Annotated in this window: 17 protein-coding genes and 1 riboswitch; all 17 genes read right to left on the reverse strand. The window is 73.7% G+C overall.

The window, feature by feature from the left end; all coding sequences use genetic code 11:
• Window positions 1-2: 2 nt before the first annotated feature.
• Entirely contained in the window at window positions 3-1,757 is a 1,755-nt protein-coding gene (locus H3C53_00960) for a sugar transferase (protein MBW7915246.1), read from the reverse strand.
• Window positions 1,754-3,748 carry an asparagine synthase (glutamine-hydrolyzing) gene (asnB, locus tag H3C53_00965; GenBank protein ID MBW7915247.1) on the reverse strand — a complete coding sequence of 665 codons (1,995 nt, stop codon included), beginning with the start codon at window positions 3,746-3,748 and terminating at the stop codon, window positions 1,754-1,756. Before asnB ends, H3C53_00960 begins: the two co-directional genes overlap by 4 nt.
• The gene (locus H3C53_00970) at window positions 3,735-4,967 is read right to left on the reverse strand and encodes a glycosyltransferase family 4 protein (protein ID MBW7915248.1); all 1,233 of its coding nucleotides are present in this window, start codon (window positions 4,965-4,967) and stop codon (window positions 3,735-3,737) included. The genes asnB and H3C53_00970 overlap by 14 nt, the downstream gene beginning before the upstream one ends.
• Window positions 4,964-6,214, reverse strand: coding sequence for an O-antigen ligase family protein (locus tag H3C53_00975; GenBank protein MBW7915249.1), 1,251 nt, complete (start codon window positions 6,212-6,214; stop codon window positions 4,964-4,966). Before H3C53_00975 ends, H3C53_00970 begins: the two co-directional genes overlap by 4 nt.
• Window positions 6,211-7,182 carry a glycosyltransferase family 2 protein gene (locus H3C53_00980; protein MBW7915250.1) on the reverse strand — a complete coding sequence of 324 codons (972 nt, stop codon included), beginning with the start codon at window positions 7,180-7,182 and terminating at the stop codon, window positions 6,211-6,213. The genes H3C53_00975 and H3C53_00980 overlap by 4 nt, the downstream gene beginning before the upstream one ends.
• Window positions 7,179-8,579 (reverse strand): hypothetical protein, encoded by a 1,401-nt coding sequence (locus H3C53_00985; GenBank protein ID MBW7915251.1) that lies wholly within the window; start codon window positions 8,577-8,579, stop codon window positions 7,179-7,181. The genes H3C53_00980 and H3C53_00985 overlap by 4 nt, the downstream gene beginning before the upstream one ends.
• Window positions 8,576-9,646 (reverse strand): NTP transferase domain-containing protein, encoded by a 1,071-nt coding sequence (locus tag H3C53_00990; protein ID MBW7915252.1) that lies wholly within the window; start codon window positions 9,644-9,646, stop codon window positions 8,576-8,578. Before H3C53_00990 ends, H3C53_00985 begins: the two co-directional genes overlap by 4 nt.
• 143 nt (window positions 9,647-9,789) lie before the next feature.
• A complete protein-coding gene (locus tag H3C53_00995; protein MBW7915253.1) occupies window positions 9,790-10,446 on the reverse strand; it encodes a NeuD/PglB/VioB family sugar acetyltransferase in 657 nt (218 codons plus the stop codon).
• 22 nt (window positions 10,447-10,468) lie between these two features.
• Window positions 10,469-11,512 (reverse strand): N-acetylneuraminate synthase family protein, encoded by a 1,044-nt coding sequence (locus H3C53_01000; protein MBW7915254.1) that lies wholly within the window; start codon window positions 11,510-11,512, stop codon window positions 10,469-10,471.
• A gap of 32 nt (window positions 11,513-11,544) precedes the next feature.
• Window positions 11,545-12,462, reverse strand: a complete 918-nt coding sequence (locus H3C53_01005; GenBank protein ID MBW7915255.1) for a hypothetical protein — start codon at window positions 12,460-12,462, stop codon at window positions 11,545-11,547.
• 4 nt (window positions 12,463-12,466) lie between these two features.
• Window positions 12,467-13,240, reverse strand: a complete 774-nt coding sequence (locus H3C53_01010) for an acylneuraminate cytidylyltransferase family protein (GenBank protein ID MBW7915256.1) — start codon at window positions 13,238-13,240, stop codon at window positions 12,467-12,469.
• Entirely contained in the window at window positions 13,237-14,289 is a 1,053-nt protein-coding gene (locus H3C53_01015; GenBank protein MBW7915257.1) for an NAD-dependent epimerase/dehydratase family protein, read from the reverse strand. Before H3C53_01015 ends, H3C53_01010 begins: the two co-directional genes overlap by 4 nt.
• Window positions 14,286-16,112: an ABC transporter ATP-binding protein gene (locus H3C53_01020; protein MBW7915258.1), complete on the reverse strand. Its 1,827-nt coding sequence runs from the start codon at window positions 16,110-16,112 to the stop codon at window positions 14,286-14,288. The genes H3C53_01015 and H3C53_01020 overlap by 4 nt, the downstream gene beginning before the upstream one ends.
• Before the next feature lie 3 nt (window positions 16,113-16,115).
• Window positions 16,116-17,414, reverse strand: a complete 1,299-nt coding sequence (locus H3C53_01025; GenBank protein ID MBW7915259.1) for a hypothetical protein — start codon at window positions 17,412-17,414, stop codon at window positions 16,116-16,118.
• Window positions 17,411-18,751: a hypothetical protein gene (locus H3C53_01030; GenBank protein ID MBW7915260.1), complete on the reverse strand. Its 1,341-nt coding sequence runs from the start codon at window positions 18,749-18,751 to the stop codon at window positions 17,411-17,413. The genes H3C53_01025 and H3C53_01030 overlap by 4 nt, the downstream gene beginning before the upstream one ends.
• Before the next feature lie 118 nt (window positions 18,752-18,869).
• Entirely contained in the window at window positions 18,870-20,609 is a 1,740-nt protein-coding gene (locus H3C53_01035; protein ID MBW7915261.1) for an Ig-like domain-containing protein, read from the reverse strand.
• A gap of 83 nt (window positions 20,610-20,692) precedes the next feature.
• Window positions 20,693-20,777: riboswitch (cyclic di-GMP riboswitch) on the reverse strand.
• A 244-nt stretch (window positions 20,778-21,021) separates the two neighbouring features.
• A complete protein-coding gene (locus H3C53_01040) occupies window positions 21,022-22,569 on the reverse strand; it encodes a hypothetical protein (protein ID MBW7915262.1) in 1,548 nt (515 codons plus the stop codon).
• Between the last annotated feature and the right edge of the window lie 65 nt (window positions 22,570-22,634).

Raw genomic sequence — 22,634 nt, forward strand, 5'->3', positions numbered from 1 at the left:
GCTCACTCCCTCCGCGTCACGGTCGCGCTCGCGCTCGCGTTGGCCGCGACCAGCTGATCTCTGATGGTGCCGGCCAGCAGGCCGGCGTTGGCGGCGCCCACCGCCCGCCGCAGGGCGGCGACGACCGTGTGCCACAGGGTGAGTAGTTCGAAGCGCAGCGAACGGTCGTCGACGTGCGCCATGGCGATGCGCACCTTCGCCGGGACGAGGACGTCCTGGTAGAAGCCGTCGGGGTCGGCGGCGTCGGCGAGCAGGCGCTCCTCGTCCACCAGTTCGAGGCTGGCCACGGACGTGATGCCGGGCGGCACGTCGAGCACGCGGCGCATCTGCTCCGTGTAGTTTGCAACCACCTCCGGCACGTCCGGGCGCGGCCCGACCAGGGCCATCTCGCCCCGCACGACGTTCCATAGCTGGGGCAGCTCGTCGAGCTTGGTGCGGCGCAGCACACGCCCGAGCGGCGTGATGCGCGCGTCCGTCGAGGTGGTGACGCTGCCGCCCATGCGGTCGGCGCCGGCCACCATGGTGCGGAACTTCAGGATGGTGAACGGCGCCCCCAGGTAGCCGACGCGCACCTGACGGTAGATGACGGGGCCGGCCGACTGCAGCCTGATCACGAGCGCGATGGCCGCTAGCAGCGGCGACAGCAGGAAGAGGCCGGCGCCGGCCACGACGAGGTCGAAGGTGGAACGGGGGCGCAGGCGCAGGCTCGGTCGGAGCCGCGGGCCTGGCGCGTCGCGCCACGGCAGGGCGCTGCGCTCGAACGGCAGGCGCCCGGACGCCACTCGCGCCGCGCCCAGGAGGATGCCCAGGCCGTAGGTGACGTGGTAGGCGAGGAAGGAGGGCGGCAACGTGAGGAGCAGGCGCGGGTCGCGGAACGCGGCCGCCTGCTGGGCCGCCGCGGCGAGCGCCAGGAGGGCGTAGACCCCCGCCGTGGCGACGGACAGCACGCGCACGGCGGGCACGAAGGCGCCGAGCAGCAGGCCCACCAGCATGGCGGCGACGAAGATGGCCGGCACGACGTGGCGAGGCCGGAGCGAGTACGGCGCGACGTACCAGGTGAACGCGTTCCAACGCCCGGTGAGCAGGGCCTGACGCAGCAGGCCGCGCAGCGAGCCTTGGTTGAAGTACTCGGCCACGATGGTGGGGTCGAGCCACACGGTGCCGCCGGCCGCCCTGAGGCGGGCGTTGAACTCGTAGTCCTGGTTGCGCACGAGCCTCTCGTCGAAGAGGCCGTACCGCTCGAACGTCGTGCGCGGGTAGCAGCCGAAAGGGACGGTGTCGACGTAACCCGCCGCGCCGCCCGTCCGGAAGCGCGAGTCGCCCACCCCGAACTTGTGACACGACAGCGCCGCGACGGTCTCGGCGCCGAGGCCGCCGCCGCGGGGGAGGGTGCGCACGACCCCGCCCACGTTGTCGGCGCCGCTCGTCGCGAGGGCGGCCAGGCAGGCGGCCAGGTAGTCGGCCTGGTAGACGCAGTGGACGTCCATGCGCGCGACCACGGGCGCCGTGGCCCGCTCCAGCGCGACGTTCAGACCGGTCGGGACGATGTGACGGGGGTTGTCGAGCAGCGTGACGCGGGCGTCCGTTGCGGCGCGCGCCGCCACGATCTCGCGGGTGCCGTCGGTCGACATACCGTCGATCACGATCACCTCGAGCGTGCGCCCGTCGAGGCGCTGGGCGAGGAGGGAGTCGAGGCAGGGGCCGATGAAGCGCGCCTCGTTCCGGCACGGGAGGATGACCGACACGTCCGCCGTCATGCCGGCACCTCGTGAGCGGCGGCGGTGGCGCGGCCGCCGCCCGGAGCGGGCGTCGCCAGGGGCGTCGCCAGGGGCGTCGCCAGGGGCGCCGCCAGGGGCGCCGCCTCGGGCAGGTCGAGGTGATCGGCGAAGCGCCTCAGCCATACCTCCAGCGCCAACCTGGCGAAGATCTGCCGGTACCAGACGCCGCTGCGGCGCTCCCCGCGCTGCGCGTACCGCGCGTAGGTGGCCAGCAGCGGTTCGCGCCGGATCAGGCCGTGCCGGAAGAGGAGTGCGTCCGGGCCGAACATCTCGAGGGTCTTGGGGCGCAGCGCGCCTCGCAGCCACTCGCTCTGCGGGAGCGTGAAGCCCTGCTTGTCGCGGCGCCACACGGTCTCCTCCGGCAGGTCCGCCGCGAGCGCGCTGCGGAACACGTGCTTCGTGAAGCCGTCGCGCACCTTGAGGGCCGGGTCGAGGGGGAGGAGCTTCTCGACCAGGCGGTAGTCGAGGAACGGCAGCCGCACCTCGCGCCCGTGCGCCATCGACATGCGGTCCTCGTAGTGCGTCAGCTGCGGCACGCTCAGGGACGTGAGGTCGAGGCTCTGGCGCTCCTGCACCGTCATGCCCGGCGCCAGGCCCACCGGCACGTCGCGGCCGTACTGAAGCGCCGAGCCCAGGTCGGAGCCGACCACCGAGCCGACGCCGGGGAGGTAGCGCCTGGCCTCGGCGAGGCTGAACTGCTGCGCGAGGGTGCCGTGGCGCAAGGCCGCCCCCACTTCGCGCAGGGCGGCCGTCGGGTGGCGCGCCCGCAGCAGGGCCTGCAGCTGGAACCCCACGTACTTCCGGTAGCCGCAGAGGAGCTCGTCGGCCCCCTGCCCGCTGAGGACCACGCCCACGCCCAACGAGCGGGCCGCCTGCATGAGGAGGTAGTGCGCCACCGAGGTGAAGCTGCCGACGGGCTCGTCGTGATGCCAGGTGACCGTGTCGAGGAGGTCGAACGCCTCGTGCGGACCGAGGTCGATGGGCACCTTGTGGGTCTCGGCGCCAAGGTGGTGGGCGACGGCGTCCGCGTGCCGCGACTCGTCGAAGCGGGCGTCGGCGCTGACCGCCGACAGGAGGGTCAGCTTCACCTCCGGCCGCGCCGCGGCGGCCGCCGCGATGGCGCTAGAGTCGACGCCGCCCGAGAGCAGCACGCCCACGGGCACGTCGGCCCGCAGCCGCAGCCTCACCGCGTCGAAGAACAGCTCGCGGATCTCGGCGCGGAGGTCGTCCTCGGTGGTGGGAGGGGCGACGCGCGCGGCGTCCGGCGCCCAGTAGCGCCGCACGTCGACGTGGAGCTCGGCGGCGCGCAGGTCGATGGTGGCGTAGGTGCCCGGCGGGAGGCTCTCGATGCCAGCGAAGAACGTGGCGCTCGAGTGGTCGATCAGTGCCTGTTGCAGGTACGCCCTGACCGTCGCCAGGTCGAGGGGGCGCCGGCGAGCGTCCATGGCGAGCAGCCCCTTGATCTCCGAGGCGAACGCCACGCGCCCGTCGGACACGTCGAGGTAGAGCGGCTTGATGCCGAGCCGGTCGCGCGCCAGCACGAGCCGGCCGCCGCGCAGGTCCAGCCAGGCGAGCGCCCACATGCCGTTGAAGGCGTTGAGGGCCCGCTCGACGCCCCATTCGCGCAGCGCCGCGGCGACGACCTCCGTGTCGGAGTCGCTCGCGAACGTGACGCCCTCCGCGACCAGGCGGCGCCGCAGCGCGGCGTAGTCGTAGACCTCGCCGTTGTAGACGATGACGTCCAGTCCGTCAGGACCGGTCATCGGTTGGGCCGCCCTGTCGCTGAGGTCGATGATCGCCAGGCGCTGATGGCCGAGGCCCACCCACCAGTCGCCGACGCCCTCGACGAGGCGACCGGCGCCGTCGGGACCCCGGTGCGCCTGCGCCGCCTCTGCCAGGTCGAGGCGGCCAGCGACGGCCTCTCGCGGCATAACGCGCCGCCCCACGATCACGCCATCAATCCCGCACATGAACGGCTCCTCTCGTCCCCAGCGCGGCCCGCCACGCCACCAGGTAGGTGGAGATGGCGGAGTCGAGCGAAAAATGCTGCAGGGCCCACTCCTGGCCGGCCCGCGCAGTCGTGGTCCTGACGGCGGACCGCTCCAGGTAGCGCAGGCAGGCGTCGGCCGCGGCCTCGACGTCGTGGATGGCGACCACGCTGCCGTGCGCCGAGTCGGGCACGAGATCCCGGATCGCGAACGTGTCGGAGACCACGCAGGCGCAACCGGCCGCGAGGGCCTCCTTGACGACGTTCGGCACCCGCTCGGTGAGCGACATGAACAGGAAGACCTCGGCCCGCGCCAGGGCCTCCGCCACCGCCTCCTGCGGCAGGTGACCCGCGAAGGTGACGTCGCGCAGGCCCAGCTCGGCGGCGCGGCGCTCCAGCTCCGGGAGCTGGTCCCCGCCGCCCAACACCTCGAGCGAGGCGTATGGGGCGGCGGCGACCACGCGCGCGAAGGCCTCCAGCACGTCGAGCATGCCCTTCTCGGGGTCCAGCCGCCCGACGCTGACGATGCGGCCCCGCACCCTCGTGCCCGCGCGGCACTCGAACAGCCTGGTGGGGATCCCGTCGGGCACGACGTCGACGCGCCACTCCGCCACGCCGAACGCCGCGCAGATCTCCGCCACGTTGTCGTGCGAGAGCGTCCGCAACCAGGTGGCGCCCTGCGCCACGCCGGCAGTCAGACCGTAGCGCAGGTCGATGTCGTACGCGCTGAACGACATGGAGAGGACGGTGCCCGGCAGCTCGCGCTCGACGAGGAACCCGACCATGCTGGGGTAATGCGCCCAGCAGAGGTGCACCACGTGCGGCCTGCGCGAGCGGATCTCGCCGAAGACCTCGAGCACGCGCGGCAGGAGCACGAGGCTCCGGGCAAGCAGCTCCGGTTGGCGCCAGAGGCTCGTCACCAGCGCCCGCAGCAGCGCCAGGGCCGCGGCGGGGATGGTGGCGGCGACGCCGACGCCGCGGAGGAGCGAGGCGAACCGCGCCCGCGTCACCGTCACGGCGGCCAGGCCCCGCTCCCGCGTCAGGCGCGCGCTCGCCGGGTGCGCCGGCCTGAGAGCGTGCACCGTCACGGCGGCGCCGCGGCGCGCGAGCTCCCTCACGTCGTGCGACGTGAACGTCTCCGACGGCATGGGGAACCCCATGGTCACGTAGCTGATGACCAGGCCGTCGGCGCGCGGGGTCACGGCGCGACCTCGCGGGCGGGGAGCCGACGCGGCGCGGCGCGGGCCAGCAGGGCGGGCCCCACGTCGCAGGTGAGGAGGGCGAGCAACAGCCACGTCGACTTGTCGTAGGCGGAGCCCTTGGGCAACATGGCCACCACCAGCGTCAGGAACAGGAAGATGCGCGCCAGGCGGGCGGGCGATGGCGGCGCGATGAACTGGGCGAGGAGCGTGAGCGCCAAGGCGGCGACGTAGAGAGCCAGCCCGACGAGGCCGGTGCCGACCGCCACCGCCAGGAAGGCGTTGTGCGGCGCCCAGCCGTTGCCGAGGATCGGGCGGACGGCCGCGCGGAAGGCGTTGTTGCCGTAGCCGAAGGCGGGCCGCCCGATGAGCGCCAGCCACCCGCCGTGCCAGATCTCGGCGCGGCCCGTGAAGTCGGATTGGGTCAGGTCGTGGCCGAGGGTCGAGATGCGCTCCATGTTCGGCAGGGCCCGCTCCGCCAGGTCGGGTGGCAGCAGCGCCAGCGTGGTGACGGCGGCAGCCACGGCCACCACCAGCCCCACGCGCACGCTGCCGCGCAGGCGCACCGCGGCGAGGGGGAGCTGGGCGGCGACCAGGAGGGTGAGCAGGACCCCGCTACGCGAGCCGGTGAGCACGAGCGCGAAGGGCGCCAGGCCAAGGAAGGCCAGGTTGAAGACGGTCGAGAGAGGGCCCCTCCGCTGCGTCACCAGCCACCACGCCACGCCCATGGCGAGGGCGAGGATGGTGGCCACCTCGTTCTGGTTCTCGCCCGCCGAGGCTATGCGCCCGTCGATGCGGATGGTGTCGGGGCGGAACAGGAACACCCACAGGACGTTGACCGCCACCACCGTGGCGCCCAACACCAACGACTGCAGCACCGCGTTGCGGGCTCGAGCGTCCTGGCAGAGTTGCCACACCAGCCAGACGAGCAGGAGGAGCTGGACCATCGTCGTGAGTCCCTCGCGGCTCGCGTCGGTGTCGACGGTCCAGAAGTAGCTGAGGGCCAGCCACGCCGTGTAAGCCGCCGTGACCACGAGGAGGAGCGACGGCGGGCGCAGCCGCACCCGTCCGGGTTCCAGCAGGCTCAGGAGACCGAGCAGGGCCGCGGCGAAGCCGACCAGCCGCGCGACCGAGCCGACGCCCTCCAGCACGACGGCCTCCTCCCACGGCACGGCGAACACCGTCACGCATAGTGCCGCCAGCGCCACCCCGGCGAGTCCGCCGGGCGCCGTCCGGCTCGCGCCAGTCACCGCGCCGCTCCCGCGGCGCCGAGGCGGGTGAGCAGGCGTCCGGCGCCCTTGCCGATGGCGGCGCCGAGCAGGAGGGTGCCCGTGGCCGGCCGGGTGACGATGGCAGCGAGGGCGTAGCGGGCCGCGGCAGCGTACCGGCCGGCCACCACGCAATCCTCCACGTAGGAGAGCCCCCAGCGCGCGCCCATCCGGCGCTTCCAGCGGGCGATCGCCCCGGCGCTCAGGCCGCCACGCTCGCGCAGGAGGCGGCCGGGGACGTCCACCACCAGGTGGTCGTTGCGGAGCCGGCTCGCCGGCGGCGTGCGGAAGGTGGCGTTGTCGTCGTGCTTGTTCCAGACGGCGGCGACCGTGTCGACGAAGCCCACGTCGTTGCCCGGCAGCAGCGACAGCAGCGCCACGGTGTCGCTACCAACGCAGTCGTACGCGTAGAAGCCCGCGCTCAGGGCGAGGTCGCGGCGGTAGAGGGCGGCCGCGTGGGGGATGCTCACGCTGCCGGCCGCGTAGGCGAGCAGCAGGTCCAGGCCCGAGTTGAAGCGCGGCAGGCCGCGGTTCACCTCGGTGGCCTCGTAGCCGGTCCGGGAGGTGTAGTCGTGCGCGCGCCCGAAGACGAGCGCCAGGTCGGGACGCTCCACGAACAGCTCGACCGCTCGCGCCACGAACTCCGGGTCGAGCAGCCAGTCGTCGCCGTCGAGGTTGAGCACGAGGTCGCCCACGGCGTCCGCGGCCAAGGTGGCGCGGTAGTTGCCGGTCCGGCCGAGGTTCGTTACGCGCCTGACGTAGGTGAGACGCCGGTCGAGCAGGTACGGGGCCACGACGGCGGGCGTGGCGTCGGGCGAGGCGTCGTCGGCGACCACCACCTGCAGGGGGGCGTACGTCTGCGCCAGGGCGCTCTCCAACGCTCGCGGCAGGACGTCGGCCTGACCGTACGTCGGGATCATGATGGTGGCGATGGGGGCGGACGGGCTCACGCGGGCACCGCCTCCACGGGCGCGCCGGCGGCGACGGGGAGGGCGCGGGTGATGGCCGCCTCCACCACCCGGGCGCTGCGCAACGCGGCGCCGCGGGGGCCGGCGAACATGCTCTGCGCCAGGGGCCTTGCCGCCGCCACCAGCCCGGCCGCCAGTTCGGGGGCGGCGAGCGCGGTCGCCACCGTGCGCCTCAGCTCCGCCTCGGTGGAGGCGTGCGGCAGGCCCCGCGCGGCCCAATCGACCGGGGCGGTCTCGGGCAGCACCTGAACTGCCGGCACGCCGATGGCGGCAGCCTCGAGCAGCAGCGTCGTCTGGCTGCCGACGACGACGCCGGCCGCCGGCAGCAGGTCGTAGCTGTCGGCGCCCGTGACCACCTGCTCGCCCGCCACCACGCCTTCCGCGACGAGAGCGCGGTACTTCGCGAGGGACTCGCCGGGGTGGGGGCGGTAGCGCACCAGTCCCTTGGGCAGCCCCGCGAGCGCGCGGGCCGCCAGGCGGAGCGCGCGCGTGTCGACGCTCTCGTCGTAGTTGGTCCCGAAGTAGACGACGCCCGCGCCCGCGGCGGCGCCGGTCGCCTGGCGCGCCTTGAGCAGGAGCTCGAGCCTGGGGTTGCCGACCACCGTGGTAGGCGGCGTGGGGCCGGGGAACTTCTTGAGCTCGGCGCTGAAGTATGGCCCCCACGTCATGAGGAGCGACGCGCCGAGGAAGTCGTGCTCCGGCCAGGCGCCGCTGAACACCCCGTGCTGCATCAGGAGCAGGGGCACGCGCGCCTCCCGGAACGCGGTGAGGACGCCCGGGTCGAGGTTGGTGTGGATGGCCAGGCCGACCCTCGCGCCGGTGGTGGCGAGGGCGCGGCCCGTGATGACGGCGTCCCACGCCTGCACCTTCAGGAGCGTCCGGAGGTCGCGGCGGGCCCCGTCGTCGAGTCCCCAGCTCCGCGCGAACCGCTCCTCCTGTCCCCGCGCGGCGGCGTAGCGCGCTCGTGCCGCCGCCACGGCGCCGCCCGCCGCCTGGTGCCAACCGCCACCCGCGGCGAGGTGGGCGACGCGCGTGCCGCGCTTCTCCAGCTCGGCGGCGACGGGGACGAGAAGGGCGTGGTAGTCGTTGCGGGCGGGCACGTGCATCATCAGGACGTCGGCCGCGCCGAGCGGGTCGGGGTTGCGGGCCTGCCCCCAGGCGGAGCGGGCGGCGCGCGCCAGCACGGGCCAGGTCAGGGCGGCGCGCTCCGTCAGGGACGCGCGCGCGGCGCCGCGCGCGCCGGCCGGCGCGAAGAGCTGCTCGCCCGCCGCGAGGCGCCTCAGCAGGTGCGCGGCGTCCGCGAAGGGCGCCGCGTAGTCGGCGACGAGTTCCGCGTGGAACTCCGCGAAGCCGGGGACGGAGTCGCTGCACGCGGTCATGCCGGGCCCTCCCTGTCGTGGAAGACCTGCGAGTAGACCTCGCGGGCCTGGGAGAGGTCCGCGGGCCGCCCCACGTCCTGCCAGTACTCGTGGACGGGGAAGCTCGACACCTTGCGGGTGTTGTGCAGGAGCTCCACGAGTAGGCTCGTCATGTCGTAGTACTCTCCGGCCGGCACCAGCTCGAGGCACTCGGGCTCGAGGGCGTAGATGCCGGCGTTGATGAAGTAGTGCGTCACGGGCTTCTCGACGAGTTGGGTGACGTGCTCCTCGCTGAGCTCGACCACGCCGAACGGGACCTCTTGGCTGTAATCGCGCACCGCCATGGTGGCGGCCGCGCCGGTGGCGGCGTGGAAGTCGAGCATGCGCCGGTAGTCGACGCGCGTCAGCACGTCGGCGTTCATGACGAGGAGCGTCTCCTGCGGGAGGGCGGGCAGGAGCCCGAGCGCGCCCGCGGTGCCCAGGCGCCGGTCCTCGCGTAGGTAGGTGATGTGCGCGCCCCAGCGCGAGCCGTCACCGAAGTACCGCTCGATCATCTCGGCGCGGTAGTTGACGGAGATGGCGAAGCGGCGGAAGCCCTGCCGGCAGAACCCCTCGACGATGGTCTCGAGGATGGGGTGTGGCCCCACGTTCAGGAGCGGTTTCGGCGTGTCGCGCGTCAACTCGCCGAGGCGCGTGCCGAGGCCGCCCGCCATCAACACCACGAGGTTGTCGTGGAGCGCGGCGGGGCGCGGGAGCGCCACGGCCAGCGCCACGACCCTGCCGGCCTCGTCCACGAGCGGGATGCGGAACAGGGAGCTGCGCTGCATGAGGGCGTCGACGTACTGCGGGGACGCCCCGGCGGGCGCCGTGAGCGGCGCCTCGTTCTGGATGGTCGCCACGCTGTCCGACAGCTGCGCGCCCCTGAGGAGGCCGCGCCTGACGTCGCCGTCGGTGACGATGCCGAGGAGGCGACCGGCCGCGTCGACGACCAGGGCCGTCTGCAGCTCGTTGACGTCGATGGCAAGGATGGCTGTGCGGATCTCGTCGGTTGGGGCGACCTGAAGTCGCTTGGTGTCGGTGATGAACATCGTGCCCACGCTTTGCGCTCTCCGGGGGTGAGATGCCTAGCAGAGCGTTTCCGTGGAGTGACTGTAGTGCCGCGCGCCCGTCCGGGGTGTGCAGCCGTCACGCCCGCCCGGCCGGGCGCCTTGCGGCCTGCCCCGCGCGCCGCTCAGCCAGTCGGGCGACCGATCGGACGCGCGGGCGAGCCGACCACGACGGCGCCCGCCGGCACGTCCGAGGTCACGACGGCGCCGGCGCCCACGATGGCGCCCGCCCCCACGTGCAACTTGGGCAGCACGACCGCGCCGAGCCCGAGTTGCGCCTCCGCGGCGAGGGTGACGCCGCCTCCGAGTACCGCCCGCGGGGCGAGGTGAACGCCACGCTCGAGGACGCAGTCGTGCTCGACGATGGCGCCCGTGTTGACGATGACGTCGTCCATGAGGCCGGCGCCGGGGTTGACGACGGCGCCGGCGAGCACCTGCACCCCCTCCCCAAGCGCGACGCCCCGCGCCACGGTGGCGCGGGCGTGCACGACGGTGGCGAGGCGGTAGCCGTCCGCCCGGAGGCGCGCGGCGAGCGCGTGACGGGCCACGTGGCGTCCGAAGCCGACCACGGCCACGACGACGTCGAAGCGAAGCGCGGGGTACGCCTCCAGCTCGTCGTCGGCGCCCACGACGGGCACGCCGGCCAGGGTGGAGCCGTGCTTGCTCGCGTCGGGGTCGAGCACCGCCACGACCTCGCGCGCGCCGGTGGATCGGAGGGCGTCGAGCACCACGCGCGCGTGGCCGCCCGCGCCCAGCAGCACGACGGGCCGCGGAGCTCCCACCGGCGCCCCGGCACTCACGCCGTCACGCGAGGTCGTCCCACTCGAGCTCGTGGTCGGCGGGGAGGTCGCGCGCCACGGCGCGGCCGACGACGGCGGGGTACTGGTCGGGGTCGATGCCGGTGCCGGGGCGCTTGAAGTCCAGGTCCTCGAGGGCGAGCACCGTGCCGGCGCTCACCGCGCGGCGCAGGACGACGCGGCGCCGGAACTTGCGCCGCTTGGCCAACTCCGCCTCGCTGACGCGGCGCGCGCTGCCGCCGAGCGCTCGCTGCACGAAGCCGAGGTCCCGCGCGAGCTCCGCCAGCTCGCCCGGGTCCGCCGAGATGGCGTGATCCCACCCGGGCAGCTCCTTGTCGAGCGTGAAGTGCTTCTCCACCAGGCAGGCGCCGAGGGCGACCGCGGCGAACGCCGCGGCGGTGCCCAACGTGTGGTCGCTGAAGCCCACCGGGGTGCCGAAGGCGCTCTCGAGCATGGGGATGTTACGGAGGTTGACGTCGTCCGGGTCGGGGGGGTAGATCGACACGCAGTGGAGCAGGACGACCGGACCCGACCCGGCCTCCGCGAGCGTGTCGACGGCCCTGCCGACCTCGCCGAGGGTGGCCATGCCCGTCGAGAGCAGCACCGGCTTGCGGGTGGCCGCGACGCTGCGTAGCAGCACGGGGTGGTTGACGTCCATGGAGGCGATCTTGTAGGCCGGCACGTCGAGCTCGGCGAGCATGGCGACCTCCTCGGGCGCGAACGGGGTGGAGAGGAAGGCGATGCCGAGCTCGGCGCAGTGCCGCGCCACCTCTGCGTGCATGGCGGGCGTCAACTGGTACGCCTCCACCATCTCGCGCAGGCTGCCGAAGTGCTTCTTCTTGTCGGCGTAGCTCGTGTTGCGCTCGTACTCGGCCCGGCCGACCAGGCTGGAGGCGCTCCACGACTGGAACTTGACCGCGTCTGCCCCCGCCGCGTGGGCGGCCTCGACCAGGCGGTGGCAGAGCGCGAGGTCGCCGTTGTGGTTGGAACCTACCTCGGCGATCAGGTAGGGCTTGCGTCCGGGTCCGACGGGGACGCCGCCGATCCTCACGGGTTCGGGTGCGAAGTCGGGGTTCGGTTGCGTCACGAGATCCGTTGCCTCCAGTCACGAAGCCATTCCCACCACCGGTATATCCGCCCGTCGGCGTTCAGGGCGGTGACGTAACGGCGCAGCGCCCGTGGGTCGTCGACGACCTGGGCGCGGAAGGCGACGAGGTCGTCCCTGGCGGCCTCCACCAGCGCCTGCAGCGTGGGCGGCAGGGCGTGGCGCGGCAGGCGCGGCGCCAACAGCCGCGCGTGGTGGCCCGCCACCAACGGCACCGCCCGCTGCACCTGCTCGGCGCTGAAGGGGCGGCGCACGCCCGCCATGCTGCCGCGGTGAAGGCGGTAGCCGAGGCGGGGCGTGGCGTCGAACGCGAGGCGCGCGCCGGCGGCCAGCGCGCGCACGGCGACGAGCCAGTCGAGGAGCCTGACGCCCTCCTCGGAGGGGAGGGCGGCGAGGAGGGTCTCCGAGCGGTAGGCGGCGTTGCCGAACCCCACCACGTTGCAGCCGGAGAGCAGCTCCGGCCACGACGCGAAGGCGCCAGCCTCGAAGCGGCCGCCGCTCGGCGCGCCGGCGTCGTCGAGCAGCTCCATGGCGCACGCCGCGACGTCGGCGCTCGCCAGGGCCGCGCGCGCCGCCGCCACCCGACCGGGCAGGGGCACGTCGTCCGAATCCACCAGCACCACTCCCTGCGTGCCGGGCAGGACGCCGCGCAAGACGGCCACCCGCAACTCGACGGGGTCCTCGTGGCCCGAGTCGCGCAGCAGGCGGGTGCGGCCTGCGAGGTCGGCGGCCGCGGTCGCCACGTAGGGCGCCACCTCGTCCTCGTTGACGTCGTCGAGCGCCATCACGAGCTCGAAGTCGGCGTCGTCCTGCCGCGCCAGGCCGGCCAGGAAGGCGCCGAGGAACGGCAGGCCGGCCCGGTAGGCGGTCGTGAAGACGAGGAGCGGCGCGCTCACGCGCTCACGCGGGGTCGTGGCGGGGTGGGGTGGCGCCCGACGGGGCGGCGCCCGCCTCGAGCAGGGTGGCGGCCAGCTCGAGGTCGGCGGGCTCGTCGATGTCTAGGGCGTGGCGCCACGGGAGGGGCTCGCCGCGCACCCCGGGACCGTAGAAGGTGCCGGCACTCACCAGCGCGGCGGACCTGGCCCACCAGATCGCCCCGGTGGGGCAGTACAGGCTCGGGAGGTCCTGGCTGCGCCCCGCCAGGGCTTCGGGGAAGAGCGGCTCGATGGCGCCCGCCTCCCCCAGCCGCACGGCCCACCACGCGACCTGCCACCCGAACGGCGCCACCGAGACCTGGAACGGGGCGCCGGAGGCCAGGAACGCCGCCGCGCTGGCGCGCACGTCGGCGGCGTCGCGCAGCGGGCAGTTGGGGAGGAGTTGCGCGACGACCGGGTAACGGTCGGCGCCACCCAGGGCCCTGAGCGCGTCGAGCGTCACGGCCGAGCTCGGCGTGTGATCGTCCGCGAGGTCGGCGCCGCGCGCGAGCACCTCGGCGCCGGCCGCGGTGGCAGCCGCGGCGACCTCCGCGTCGTCGGTGCTGACCACCACCCGCCGGAAGGCGCCGCTGGCGAGGGCGGCCGTCACCGTGTAGGCGAGCAGCGGCTTGCCCCCGAGGCGCCGCACGTTCTTGCGGGGCACGCGCTTGGAGCCCCCTCGCGCCGGGATGACGGCGAGGGCGGCCGAAGGCGGTCCGGCGTCCTCCTCCGCCTCGGCCGAGCGCGGGGCCGGCGTCACGGTGCCGCCCGCAACGCGGGAGCGGGTGGCGTGACGGGGACGTTGGCGTAACGCTGGGCGTACGGGTCGGGCACGAGGCCGAGCTCGATGGCCCGCTTGACCTCGGCGATCCCGTCCGGGAGCCGCTTCGTGACCGCGAACCCCAGGCGCTCGCGGATCTTGCGGAAGGAGACCCGGTAGTCGCGCGGGTCCTCCTGTCTCTCGACGTAGCGGACGACGCCGCCCGGCACCTGCCGCAAGATGGCGTCGACGACGTCCTGCTTGCGGAAGTTCTCGGCGTCGTCGCCCACGTTGAACACCTCGCACGCCACCGCCTCGCGGGGCGCGGCGAGGACGAGCGCCGCGGCGCGCGCCAGGTCGGCGACGTGACAGTACGGGCGCCAGAACCGCTCGCCGAACACGACCAGCTCGTGGCCGGTCACCAGGTCGCGGGTGAACTCGTTCACCGTCAGGTCGAAGCGCATGCGCGGCGAGACGCCGTGCACGGTCGCGAAGCGCAACGAGGTGGGCGCGCACGTCGACGTCCTGCCCCGCTCGGCCAGGTACGCCTCCACCGCGACCTTCGTCTCGGCGTAGAGCGACACGGGGCGCAGCTCCGAGGTCTCGTCCATCACCGCGTCGGGGTCCGCCATCTTGCCGTAGTTGGAGCAGGTGGAGGCGAACACGAAGCGCTTCACCCCCGCCGCCTCCGCCAGGTCGAAGAGGCGCTGCGAGGCCAGCAGGTTCACCTCGCGCGCGAGTTCCGGCTCGCGCTTGCAGGCGGGGTCGCCCACGATGGCGGCGAGGTGGACGACGGCGTCGGCCCCCTCGAGCACCCGCCTGACCGCGCCCTCGTGCCTGACGTCGCCACGCTGGATCGTGAGGGCCTCGTCGTCCGCCAGCGGCAGCAGCGCCTCGCCGCCGACCCGCATGGCGTCGAGCACCCGCACGGCGTGCCCCGCGCGTAACAACTGCCGCACCAGGACCGAGCCGATGTAGCCCGCTCCTCCCGTCACCACCACGATGTCTCTCACGAGTTCCAGCCCTTCCGCCGCGCGCGGCGCTCTCATGCCGACCCGACCGGCTCGCCCTCCGGCCCGCGCCGTGCAGCGCGCGGCGGCTGCACGAGCGCCCTGAACTCGGGCGAGGTTGCCAGCAGGTCGTCGTAGGCGCCTCGCGCCACGATCGTGCCGCCCTCCACGAGGCAGATGAGGTCGCAGCCGCGCACGGTCGACAACCGGTGCGCCACGATCAGCACGGTGCGCCGGCCGGCCATGGCTTCCAGGGCGTCGAGCACGGCGCGCTCGGTGACGTTGTCGAGCGCGCTGGTGGCCTCGTCGAACACGACCACGGGCGGGTCGTGGTAGAGGGCGCGCGCGATGGCGAGCCGCTGCCGTTGACCGCCGCTGAGCCGCAGGCCCCGCTCGCCGACCTGGGTGAGGTAGCCGTCCGGCAGGCGCGCCACGAACCGGTCGAGCTGGGCGGCCGCGGCGGCGCGCCGCAGCGCGGCCTCGTCCACCTCCTCGCCGGGCACCCCGAAGGCGATGTTCTCGGCCACCGTGCCGTTGCAGAGGAAGGCCTGCTGCGAGACGTAGCCGACGCTCGCCTGCCACCCGCGCACGTTGGCGGCGTCGAGAGGGACGCCGTCGACGAGCACCGCGCCGCCGCTGGGGGTGAGCAGGCCCAGGATGAGGTCGACGAGGGTCGTCTTGCCGGACCCGGTCGTCCCGACGAACGCGACCGACGAGTTCTTGGGGATGGTCAGGTCGATGCCCGTCAGGCTCGGTGGTGACCCCGGGTAGGCGTACCAGACGTCGCGCAGCTCTATCGCCTCCCTCAGCCCCGTCGGCTCGCTCCTGCCGAGGTCGGTCCCGGCGGGAACCGCCAGGTCGCGCTCCAGCACGCCGAGCGACGGCAGGGAGAAGCGCAGCTGCGTGATCGCCTCGAACATCTGTTGCACGGCGGGCATGAGGCGGTAGCTCGCGAAGGCGTACAGGCCGATGAGGGGCAGCACCGTGGCCGTCGAGTGGTTGGTGGCGAGGAGCTGCAGGACGATCATGATGATGCCACCGAACGCGATGACCTCCAGCCCGTACTTCGGGACGACGTTGATGACCCTTTGGGTGACCGTGAGGGCGGAGAAGCGCTCGGAGGCGGCGCGGAAACGGTCGACGTAGGTCCGCTCGCGACCGGCGACCTTGACGTCCTTGACGCCGCCGAACGCCTCCGATATGGCTCGGAAACGCACGGCGTCGACCGCCAGTCGCTCGGCGCCGAGGCGCTGCAACGTGCGTCTGACGACGAGGAAGACCAGGGCGTAGGCGGAACCGAGGGCGGCGCTCACCGTGAGGGCCAGGACCGGGTCGACCACCACCAGCAGCGCGATCACGGACACGGCGGCCGCGAAGCGCGCCATCAGCTGCAGCATGGGCGTCAGCACCTTGGACACGACCTCGGAGACCTCGACGAGGATGTTCTTGCCGAGCTCGGCGGTGTCGGCCCTCAGGAAGGCGGCGTAGGGCCTGCCGAGGTAGGCGGCCATGAGCCGTGTCTGCCACAGGTGGTTCTGTCGCAGGGCGAAGCGGTTGAGGAGGTAGGTCACGAACACCGCGAAGCCGTTGCTGAGGACCAGCACCGCGAGGGACGCCGCCCCGAGGAAGAGGAGGAAGCTGGTCGTGCCGGTGAAGCCGAGCGCGTGGTAGACCGCGCCGAGGTAGCGGTTCCCGATGGCGTCGGTCGGGTTGGCCACCACCGCCAGGAACGGCATGACGGTCGCCACCCCCACGGTCTCCATGACGGCCATGAGGATCATCGCCGGCAGCAGCCAGTAGGCGCTGCGCCGCTGCGGCGGCGGGAGCAGGGCGAGGAGGCGCCTGGCGGTGGCGGGGATCACGGCTCAGCGGCCCTCGAGGAGCGCCGAGATGAAGGAGGCGGCGGGCAGGTAGATGCGCCGCGGCGGTTGGCCCCGCTCGAGCGCGGCGTAGACGGCGGCGGAGACCTCGGCGACCTTGCCGCTCGCGTCGAAGGGCGCGAGCGAGCCGAACGGCATGATGCCCCACTGGGCGCTGGTCAAACGGTCGTAGCCGGGGTCGTGGGGCGGTAGCGGCGCGGCGGCCAGGTCGGCGAAGGGGCGCTGACCGCCCACGTCGACCGCGAAGTCGGTGGCGCCGTTGTCGATGACGAAGGTGGCGATGCCGCGGGCCAGTCGCGTGAGGAACTCCGTCGACGCGAACGGCTCCATGCCCTCGGAGGCGAGCTCGAGCACGGTCTGCACCGTGTAGGCCGCGTATATGGTCGGCTGGAAGTAGTGCACGTAGGAGTCCTCGCCCTGGATGCCCTGCCCCCAGACGAACGCCGGCCCGCTGTCGGTCGGCTCGGCCAGGAACTCGTCCTTCAGGGCGTCGGCCAGCGACTGGGCCTCCGCCGTGTAGCCGTCGTCGCCCGTCAGCAACCCCATGTAGTGGAAGTAGCGCACCGTCTGCAGGTACGGATGCATGAGCTCGGTGTAGAGGTAGTCGTAGCCGGTGGTGCGCGAGCGGGCCCGCCACTTCGGCTCGAAGTCGTCCTTGAGGTAGCTGAGCCAGAAGTCGGCCCGTTCGGCGTAGTCCACGCCGCCCGGGCTGACCTGGTCGCGGTTCTGCTGGTACGCCCACGCCACCGCCGCCACCAGGCCGTGGGTCATGTCCTCGTCCATGGTGTGGTAGTCGTCGCCGTACCACTGCGAGTTGTCGGGGTCGTGGAGCCACGTCCAGTTGAGGTAGCCGTCGCCGTTCGTGTCGCGCAGGGTCGAGCGCGCCACCTGCATCGGCTTGTCGACCTCGTCGAGCAGGGCCAGGTCGCCGGTCAGGCGGAACACCTGGAGCAACGTGCTGACGTGGACGTTGACCACGCGCCCGATCTGGTAGAGGTCGCCGGTCGCGGCCGCCTCGAGGCTGTTGGGGTAGATGCCCGGGGCGCGCAGGGCGGTCCAGAACCGGTCGTACCAGACGCGCGCGTCGGGCGGCAGGGTGCTCGCGTCGAAGGTGGCGTCGGCCCGCAGGCCGGCCTCGATGGCGTTCCCGCCCTTGCAGGCGACGAGGGCCGCCACGAGCAGCAGGGCGGCGACCACCAGGGCGGCGGCCAGCGGCGTGGCGCGCGCGCGGCGCGCCGCCCCAGGGGCGAGTGGGCGCCCGGCGCCGCGCCGACCCCCCGTCACGGCGCCCCCCGCGACGTCTCGAGCCCGGCGGGGAGGGGGACGGCGTAGACGCTCCCGCCGGCCTCCGTGGCGGACGGCACGCCGACCAGGAGCAGGCCGGAGCCGGCGGCGAGCGACACGTAGCGAAGCTGCGGCGTGACGTGCTCCACGAGGGTCGTGGGCTTCCCGCCCTGCGCACCTTGCGAGTAGAGCAGGACCTGCACCCGGCCGCCGGTGAGGCCGTTGTCGGTGGCGACGGCCACCAGCAGGTAAGCGCCCGACAGGGCGACGTCGACGCCGAAGCGCTCGCCGCTCCCGCCGAGGGGGCCGACCCGCGTGAGGTACTCCCAGGCGGCGCCGACGCGCCGGTAGAGGAAGACGGGCCCCGAGCGGTAATCGCCGTAATCGCCGCCGGGCGCGCCGATCGCGAGGACGTCCGTCGTGACCGCCACGCTGCCGCCGAAGTAGTGGGCGTTGGCGTCGGGCGGCGGGCTCAGGCGTTGGACGAGGTCGGCGCCGTCGGGTCCGACGCGGTACACGTAGACGGCGCCGCTACCGTTGGGGCCGGGCGCGTCTTGCATGGCGCCGACCGCCAGGACGTCGCCGGCGAGGGCGATGCTCGAGCCGAAGAGGGCGCCGGGCGTCAGCCCGATCGGCACGAGCGCCGCCGCCTCGCGCCACTCCCCTCGCGCCCTCCGGTAGAGGTGCACGGCGCCCGGCCGGTACGAGGGCGCACCGGCGTGTTCCGCCCCCACCACCAGGAGGTCCCCTTGCAGCGCGACCTCGGCCCCGAAGTGGGTGGCCGCGCCGGCCGCGGGGGCGAGGCGCGCCGTGCGCGCCCAACCGTCCCGGGCGGGGCTGAACAGCTCGACCGCGCCGCCGCCCCAGGCGCCGACCGCGACCTCGCTGCCGCTGACTGCCACGCTCGCGCCGAAGAAGCGGCCGGCCCCCGGCTCCAGGGGCCGCAGCACCTGCGCCAGATGCCAGCCGGCGCCGTCCCGCCTGTAGAGGTAGGCGGCGCCCGCGGTCGTCTCCGTGCCGGCCGCCCCCACGGCGGCCACCTCGCCCGACCAGGCGAGCGCGACCCCGTAATGCCCGTCGGCGGTGGCGACGTCGGCCCCGCCGACGTGGGTCGGCGGGGCCGAGGCGGCGCTCGGGCGCGCGGTGGTCGCGAGGACCGCCCCGAGCAACAGGAGGGCGCGGCCGTGCCGGCGCCGGGCGGACGTGGGCGGCCCTCGACGCACGACCACGGGGCGGCCGGCTCGACTCCGGTGCGCGTCGTTGCGGCCAAGCCGGCGGGCAGGGACGGGACCGAGGGTCTTGTGGGCGAGCGTGATGCCGGGGTCGTGGTGCAGCATCGTTCGCCCGGACTATAGGAGCGCCGCCGCCGGCCCGCGGCGCGGGCGTCACAGATCTAGGCGCCCGGGGGCGCCGGCGGGTGGGGGCGCGGGCCGCTACCCCCACCCGCGAGGTCACTCAGCGGCCGCGCGTCACCGCGTCTAGGAACGCCGTGGCGCTCATGAACACCCGTCTGGGAGCGTCCTGGTCCCTTTCCCAGCGCTCGTTGAGCTGCTTGGCGTAGGAGGCGATCTTGCCGCTGGCGTCGGCCGTCACCAGGGCGGGCGAGTAGGCGTAGATGACCCACTGCTCGCCGGTCTTGGGTCCTTCGGAGTACTTGACGGGGTAACCGCCGATGGCGCTGGACCCGCCGACGGTGGGCGCGTAGCTGTCGACGCCGTTCATCATCAGCCTGGTGGCGCCGTTGGCGAAGAGCGTGAGGTCGGCCAGGTCCAGGTTCGCGGAGCCGTCGAGGGCGAGGTCCTGAGCGGCCTGCGTGACGTACTGGCCGTACACGATGGGCATCAGGTCGGGGTAGGCGTTGCCCTCGCTGACCATGCCCCACGGGTACACGTAGGCGCGCACCCCGTCGACCGTGACCTCCTTCAGGTTGAGCTTGAGCCGGGCCGAGCGCCGCTCGGCCTCGGCCGTGTAGGCGGAGTCGCCGGTCACCTTGCCCATGTACCAGAAGTAGCGGGTGTACTGCACCCAGGTGTGGAGGAGGTAGGAGTTGAGGAACTCCATGCTCGAGGCGCTCACCCTGCTCCGGGCGCGCCACTTCGCCTCGAAGTCGTTCTTGAGGTAGTCGGCCCAGAAGTCGGCGCGTTCGGCGTAGTCGACGCCGCCGGGGCTCCTAAGGTCGCGGTTGGCCTGGTACGCCCAGGCGACGGCGGCGACGAAGCCGTGGGCGATGCTCTCGTCCATCTCGTGCCAGTCATCGCCGTACCAGCTCCCGTTGTTGGGGTCGTGCAGCCAGCGCCAGTTGAGGTAGCCGTCCCCGTTGGTGTCGCGCAGCGTGCCGCGGACCACCTGCATGACGCGGTCCACCTCGTCGAGCAGGGCCAGGTCGTTCGTGTAGCGCAGGGCGGTGAGCATGGTCGTCACGTGGACGTTGACGTAGCGGCCGATCTGGTACAGGTCGCCGGAAGCCGCCGCCTGCATGACGTTCGGGTACTGGTCGGAGGCCTTCAGCCCGGCCCAGTACCTGTCGTACCAGAGCCGCGCCTCGCTACTCAGCGACGAGCGGCTGAAGTTCGGGTCGCCGCGGAGGTCGGTGGCGCCCGGGGCGGGCGGGGTAGGTGGCGGGGCGGGTTCGCCGGGGTCGGTGGGTGGCGGGGTGGGTTCGCCCGGGCCCGTGGGTGGGGGGGTGGGTTCGCCGGGCTCGGTGGGCGGCGGCGTCGGCTCCACCGGCTGGGTGGGCGCGCCGTTGGCGACGGTGAAGTCGGCCCTGAGGTCGTATGACCGCTGCCGCCACCTGGACTTCACGGTGGCCCGGCTTACCAGGTAGTGCTTGCCGTCGGCCAGCTTGGTGGTGTCGAGCATCACGTCGAACGGCGCCGAGGTGTCGGTCTCCACCAGGGCGCTCCTGCCCTTGCCGTCGACGTAGAACGAGACGGAGGTGACGTAGTTGCGGGGGTTGAGCGACACCCGGATCGTGCCGCTGACGGTGCTGCCGCGCAGCTCGTGCATCTCGGTCGACTGGGTCGTGGCCGCCGCGAAGACGACGTCGCCGTCCGTCAGCTGGGGACTCGGCATCGGCTCCTCGCCGGGGGTCGCGCACGCTCCCAGCAGCAGGACCGACGCCAGGACGGCGGCCAGCGGCAGTGCGGCCCGCCGGCGCGACGGGGTCCATGCGGTGGTGCCTTCTCTCTTCCTCACTCTTCCTCTCCTTCCGGTCGGCATGGCCGCGCCATGACCGCCTACGGGCCCTCCAGAAGCTCGAGGTGAGAGGAAGGAACGAGATCGCCCTCGGCCGGTTGCGCTACTGGCTCCGCGTAACCCAAGCGCCCACGTTGCGGGGTACGCATCTGCGCCTCAGAGGGGGTGGGTGTTTCACCCACTGACCCGGACGTAGAGTCGGTCCGCGCCGGCCCGGACGGGGCGTGGGCGGGGTGCCGCTCTCGACGCCAGAAGGTTACCGGCCCGGGGCCGCTCCCGTCTTAGCGGTGGATGAACCAGATGAGCGCGCCGGCGCGACGCGCCCAGCGCGCGCGTCGCGCACGGCGTGACGACGGTCTCATGTTGCGTGGGCCACATGCCACGTGGCCGCGGCGGCCGAGCTGAGCGCGGTTCAGGTCGACGGTCTGGACGTCGTCGCGGCCGTCGCCACCTCGCCGGGCCGGATCTCGACGGGGGCGGCGCGGCCGAGCGCCGCCGGGTCGTCGCGCCTGGCGTGGGTCACGACGAGGCCGTACACGAGCCCGCCGGTGCGCCGCACCGCCGCGAGTTGGCCGAGCAGGAGGCGTCGGCGGACGCGGCGCGCGTTGGTGACGATGGCGGTGCCGCTCACGAGGGGCGCCACCAGCGCCGCGTCCTGCGTGCTGCTCCACGGCGCCGTCCGGACGACGACGAGGTCGAACTCGTCGCGCCAGCTCTCGAGTTGCCGCGCGAAGGTGCGCCCGAGGGTGCCGGGCGCGGGGCGGGGCGACGACTCGAACAGGACGTAGAGCGGCTGCGAGTGACCGATGTCCACCGGGTTGGCCTGATAGCGGCGCTCGGCGTTCGCCAGGTAGGCGCTCAGGTCCGTCCCGTGCTTGGCGCGGTCGCGGTAGAGGCCGGGGAGGCGTGGCTCGGTGAGGTCGGCGTCGACCAGGAGCGTGCGGTGACCGTGATAGGTGGCCGCCTCCGCCAGGGCGGCCGCCACGCGCAGCGCCCCCTCGTCGCCGGTGGCGCTCGTCACCTGCACGGCCGCGGGCGGGCCGCCCGCGGCCGCGACGAGGCCGTCGAACAGGGTGGCGCCGAGTTCGGCCGGGTAGGCGCGCCGCCCGGTGGTCGGCGGGAGCAGCGCCAGCAGGGGCAGCCGCGTCGTCTTGAGCGCGTCGTCCGCGCCGTACACGCGCGGGTCCACGATCTCCTGCACCAGGACGAAGGCGTAGACGAGCGCCAGCGCGAGGAGCGCCGCCAGCACGGCGTTGAAGAGCGGGGTGGGAGCGACCGTCGTCAGCGGCGCCACGGCGCCCTGCAGGACCGTGACGCTGCCCGGGGCGTTGCTCATCAGGCGCTTCGTCCCCGCGAGGGCCTCGGCCGTCTCGGCCGCCTGGGCCTGCACGGCGGCGAGGCGCGCCGGGGCGTTGCCGGCGGTCGTCAGCTGCGCGATCTCGGCCGCCTCGGCCGCGCCGCGCTGCTCGAGCACCTGCGTGAGTTCCGCCAGGGCGGCGGCGGTGCGCTCGGCGTCCCACGCGACGACCCGGGCGGCGAGGGCGTTGGCCGTCTTGGCGGCGCCGGCGGCCGTGCGGTCCGTCACCGTCACGTAGACGAGCTGGGCGCGGTCGTCGGTGCTGATGGCGGTGCGGTCGCGGAGGCGTTGCACGGCGCTCGGCGTGTCGGCGATGCCCAGGTCCCGAAGGGTGCCGGCCAGCATCTCGCTCGACAGGGTCGCGATGCGGTAGGCGGTCACGTGCAGGGGCGGCACGGAGACGCTGGGCAGCCCGTACTTGCCGCTGTCGAAGCCGGAGGTCGAGACCGTGAGCACCGTCTGCGACGCGTAGCTCGGCGGCTGGCGGCGGTAGTAGGTGTAGACGGCGCCCGCCGCCGCGGTGGCCAGCAGCACGGCGGCCAGGAGTCCGCGCAGCACCAGGGCCACCACGCGATCGAGGCTCAGTACGATCTGCTCGTTCATCATGACTCCTCGGCCAGGGCGCCGGGTGCCGGTGCCGGGTGCCGCGATTATGTGGCCGGCGGCCG

Source organism: Trueperaceae bacterium (genome assembly GCA_019454765.1).
Lineage (GTDB): Bacteria > Deinococcota > Deinococci > Deinococcales > Trueperaceae > JAAYYF01.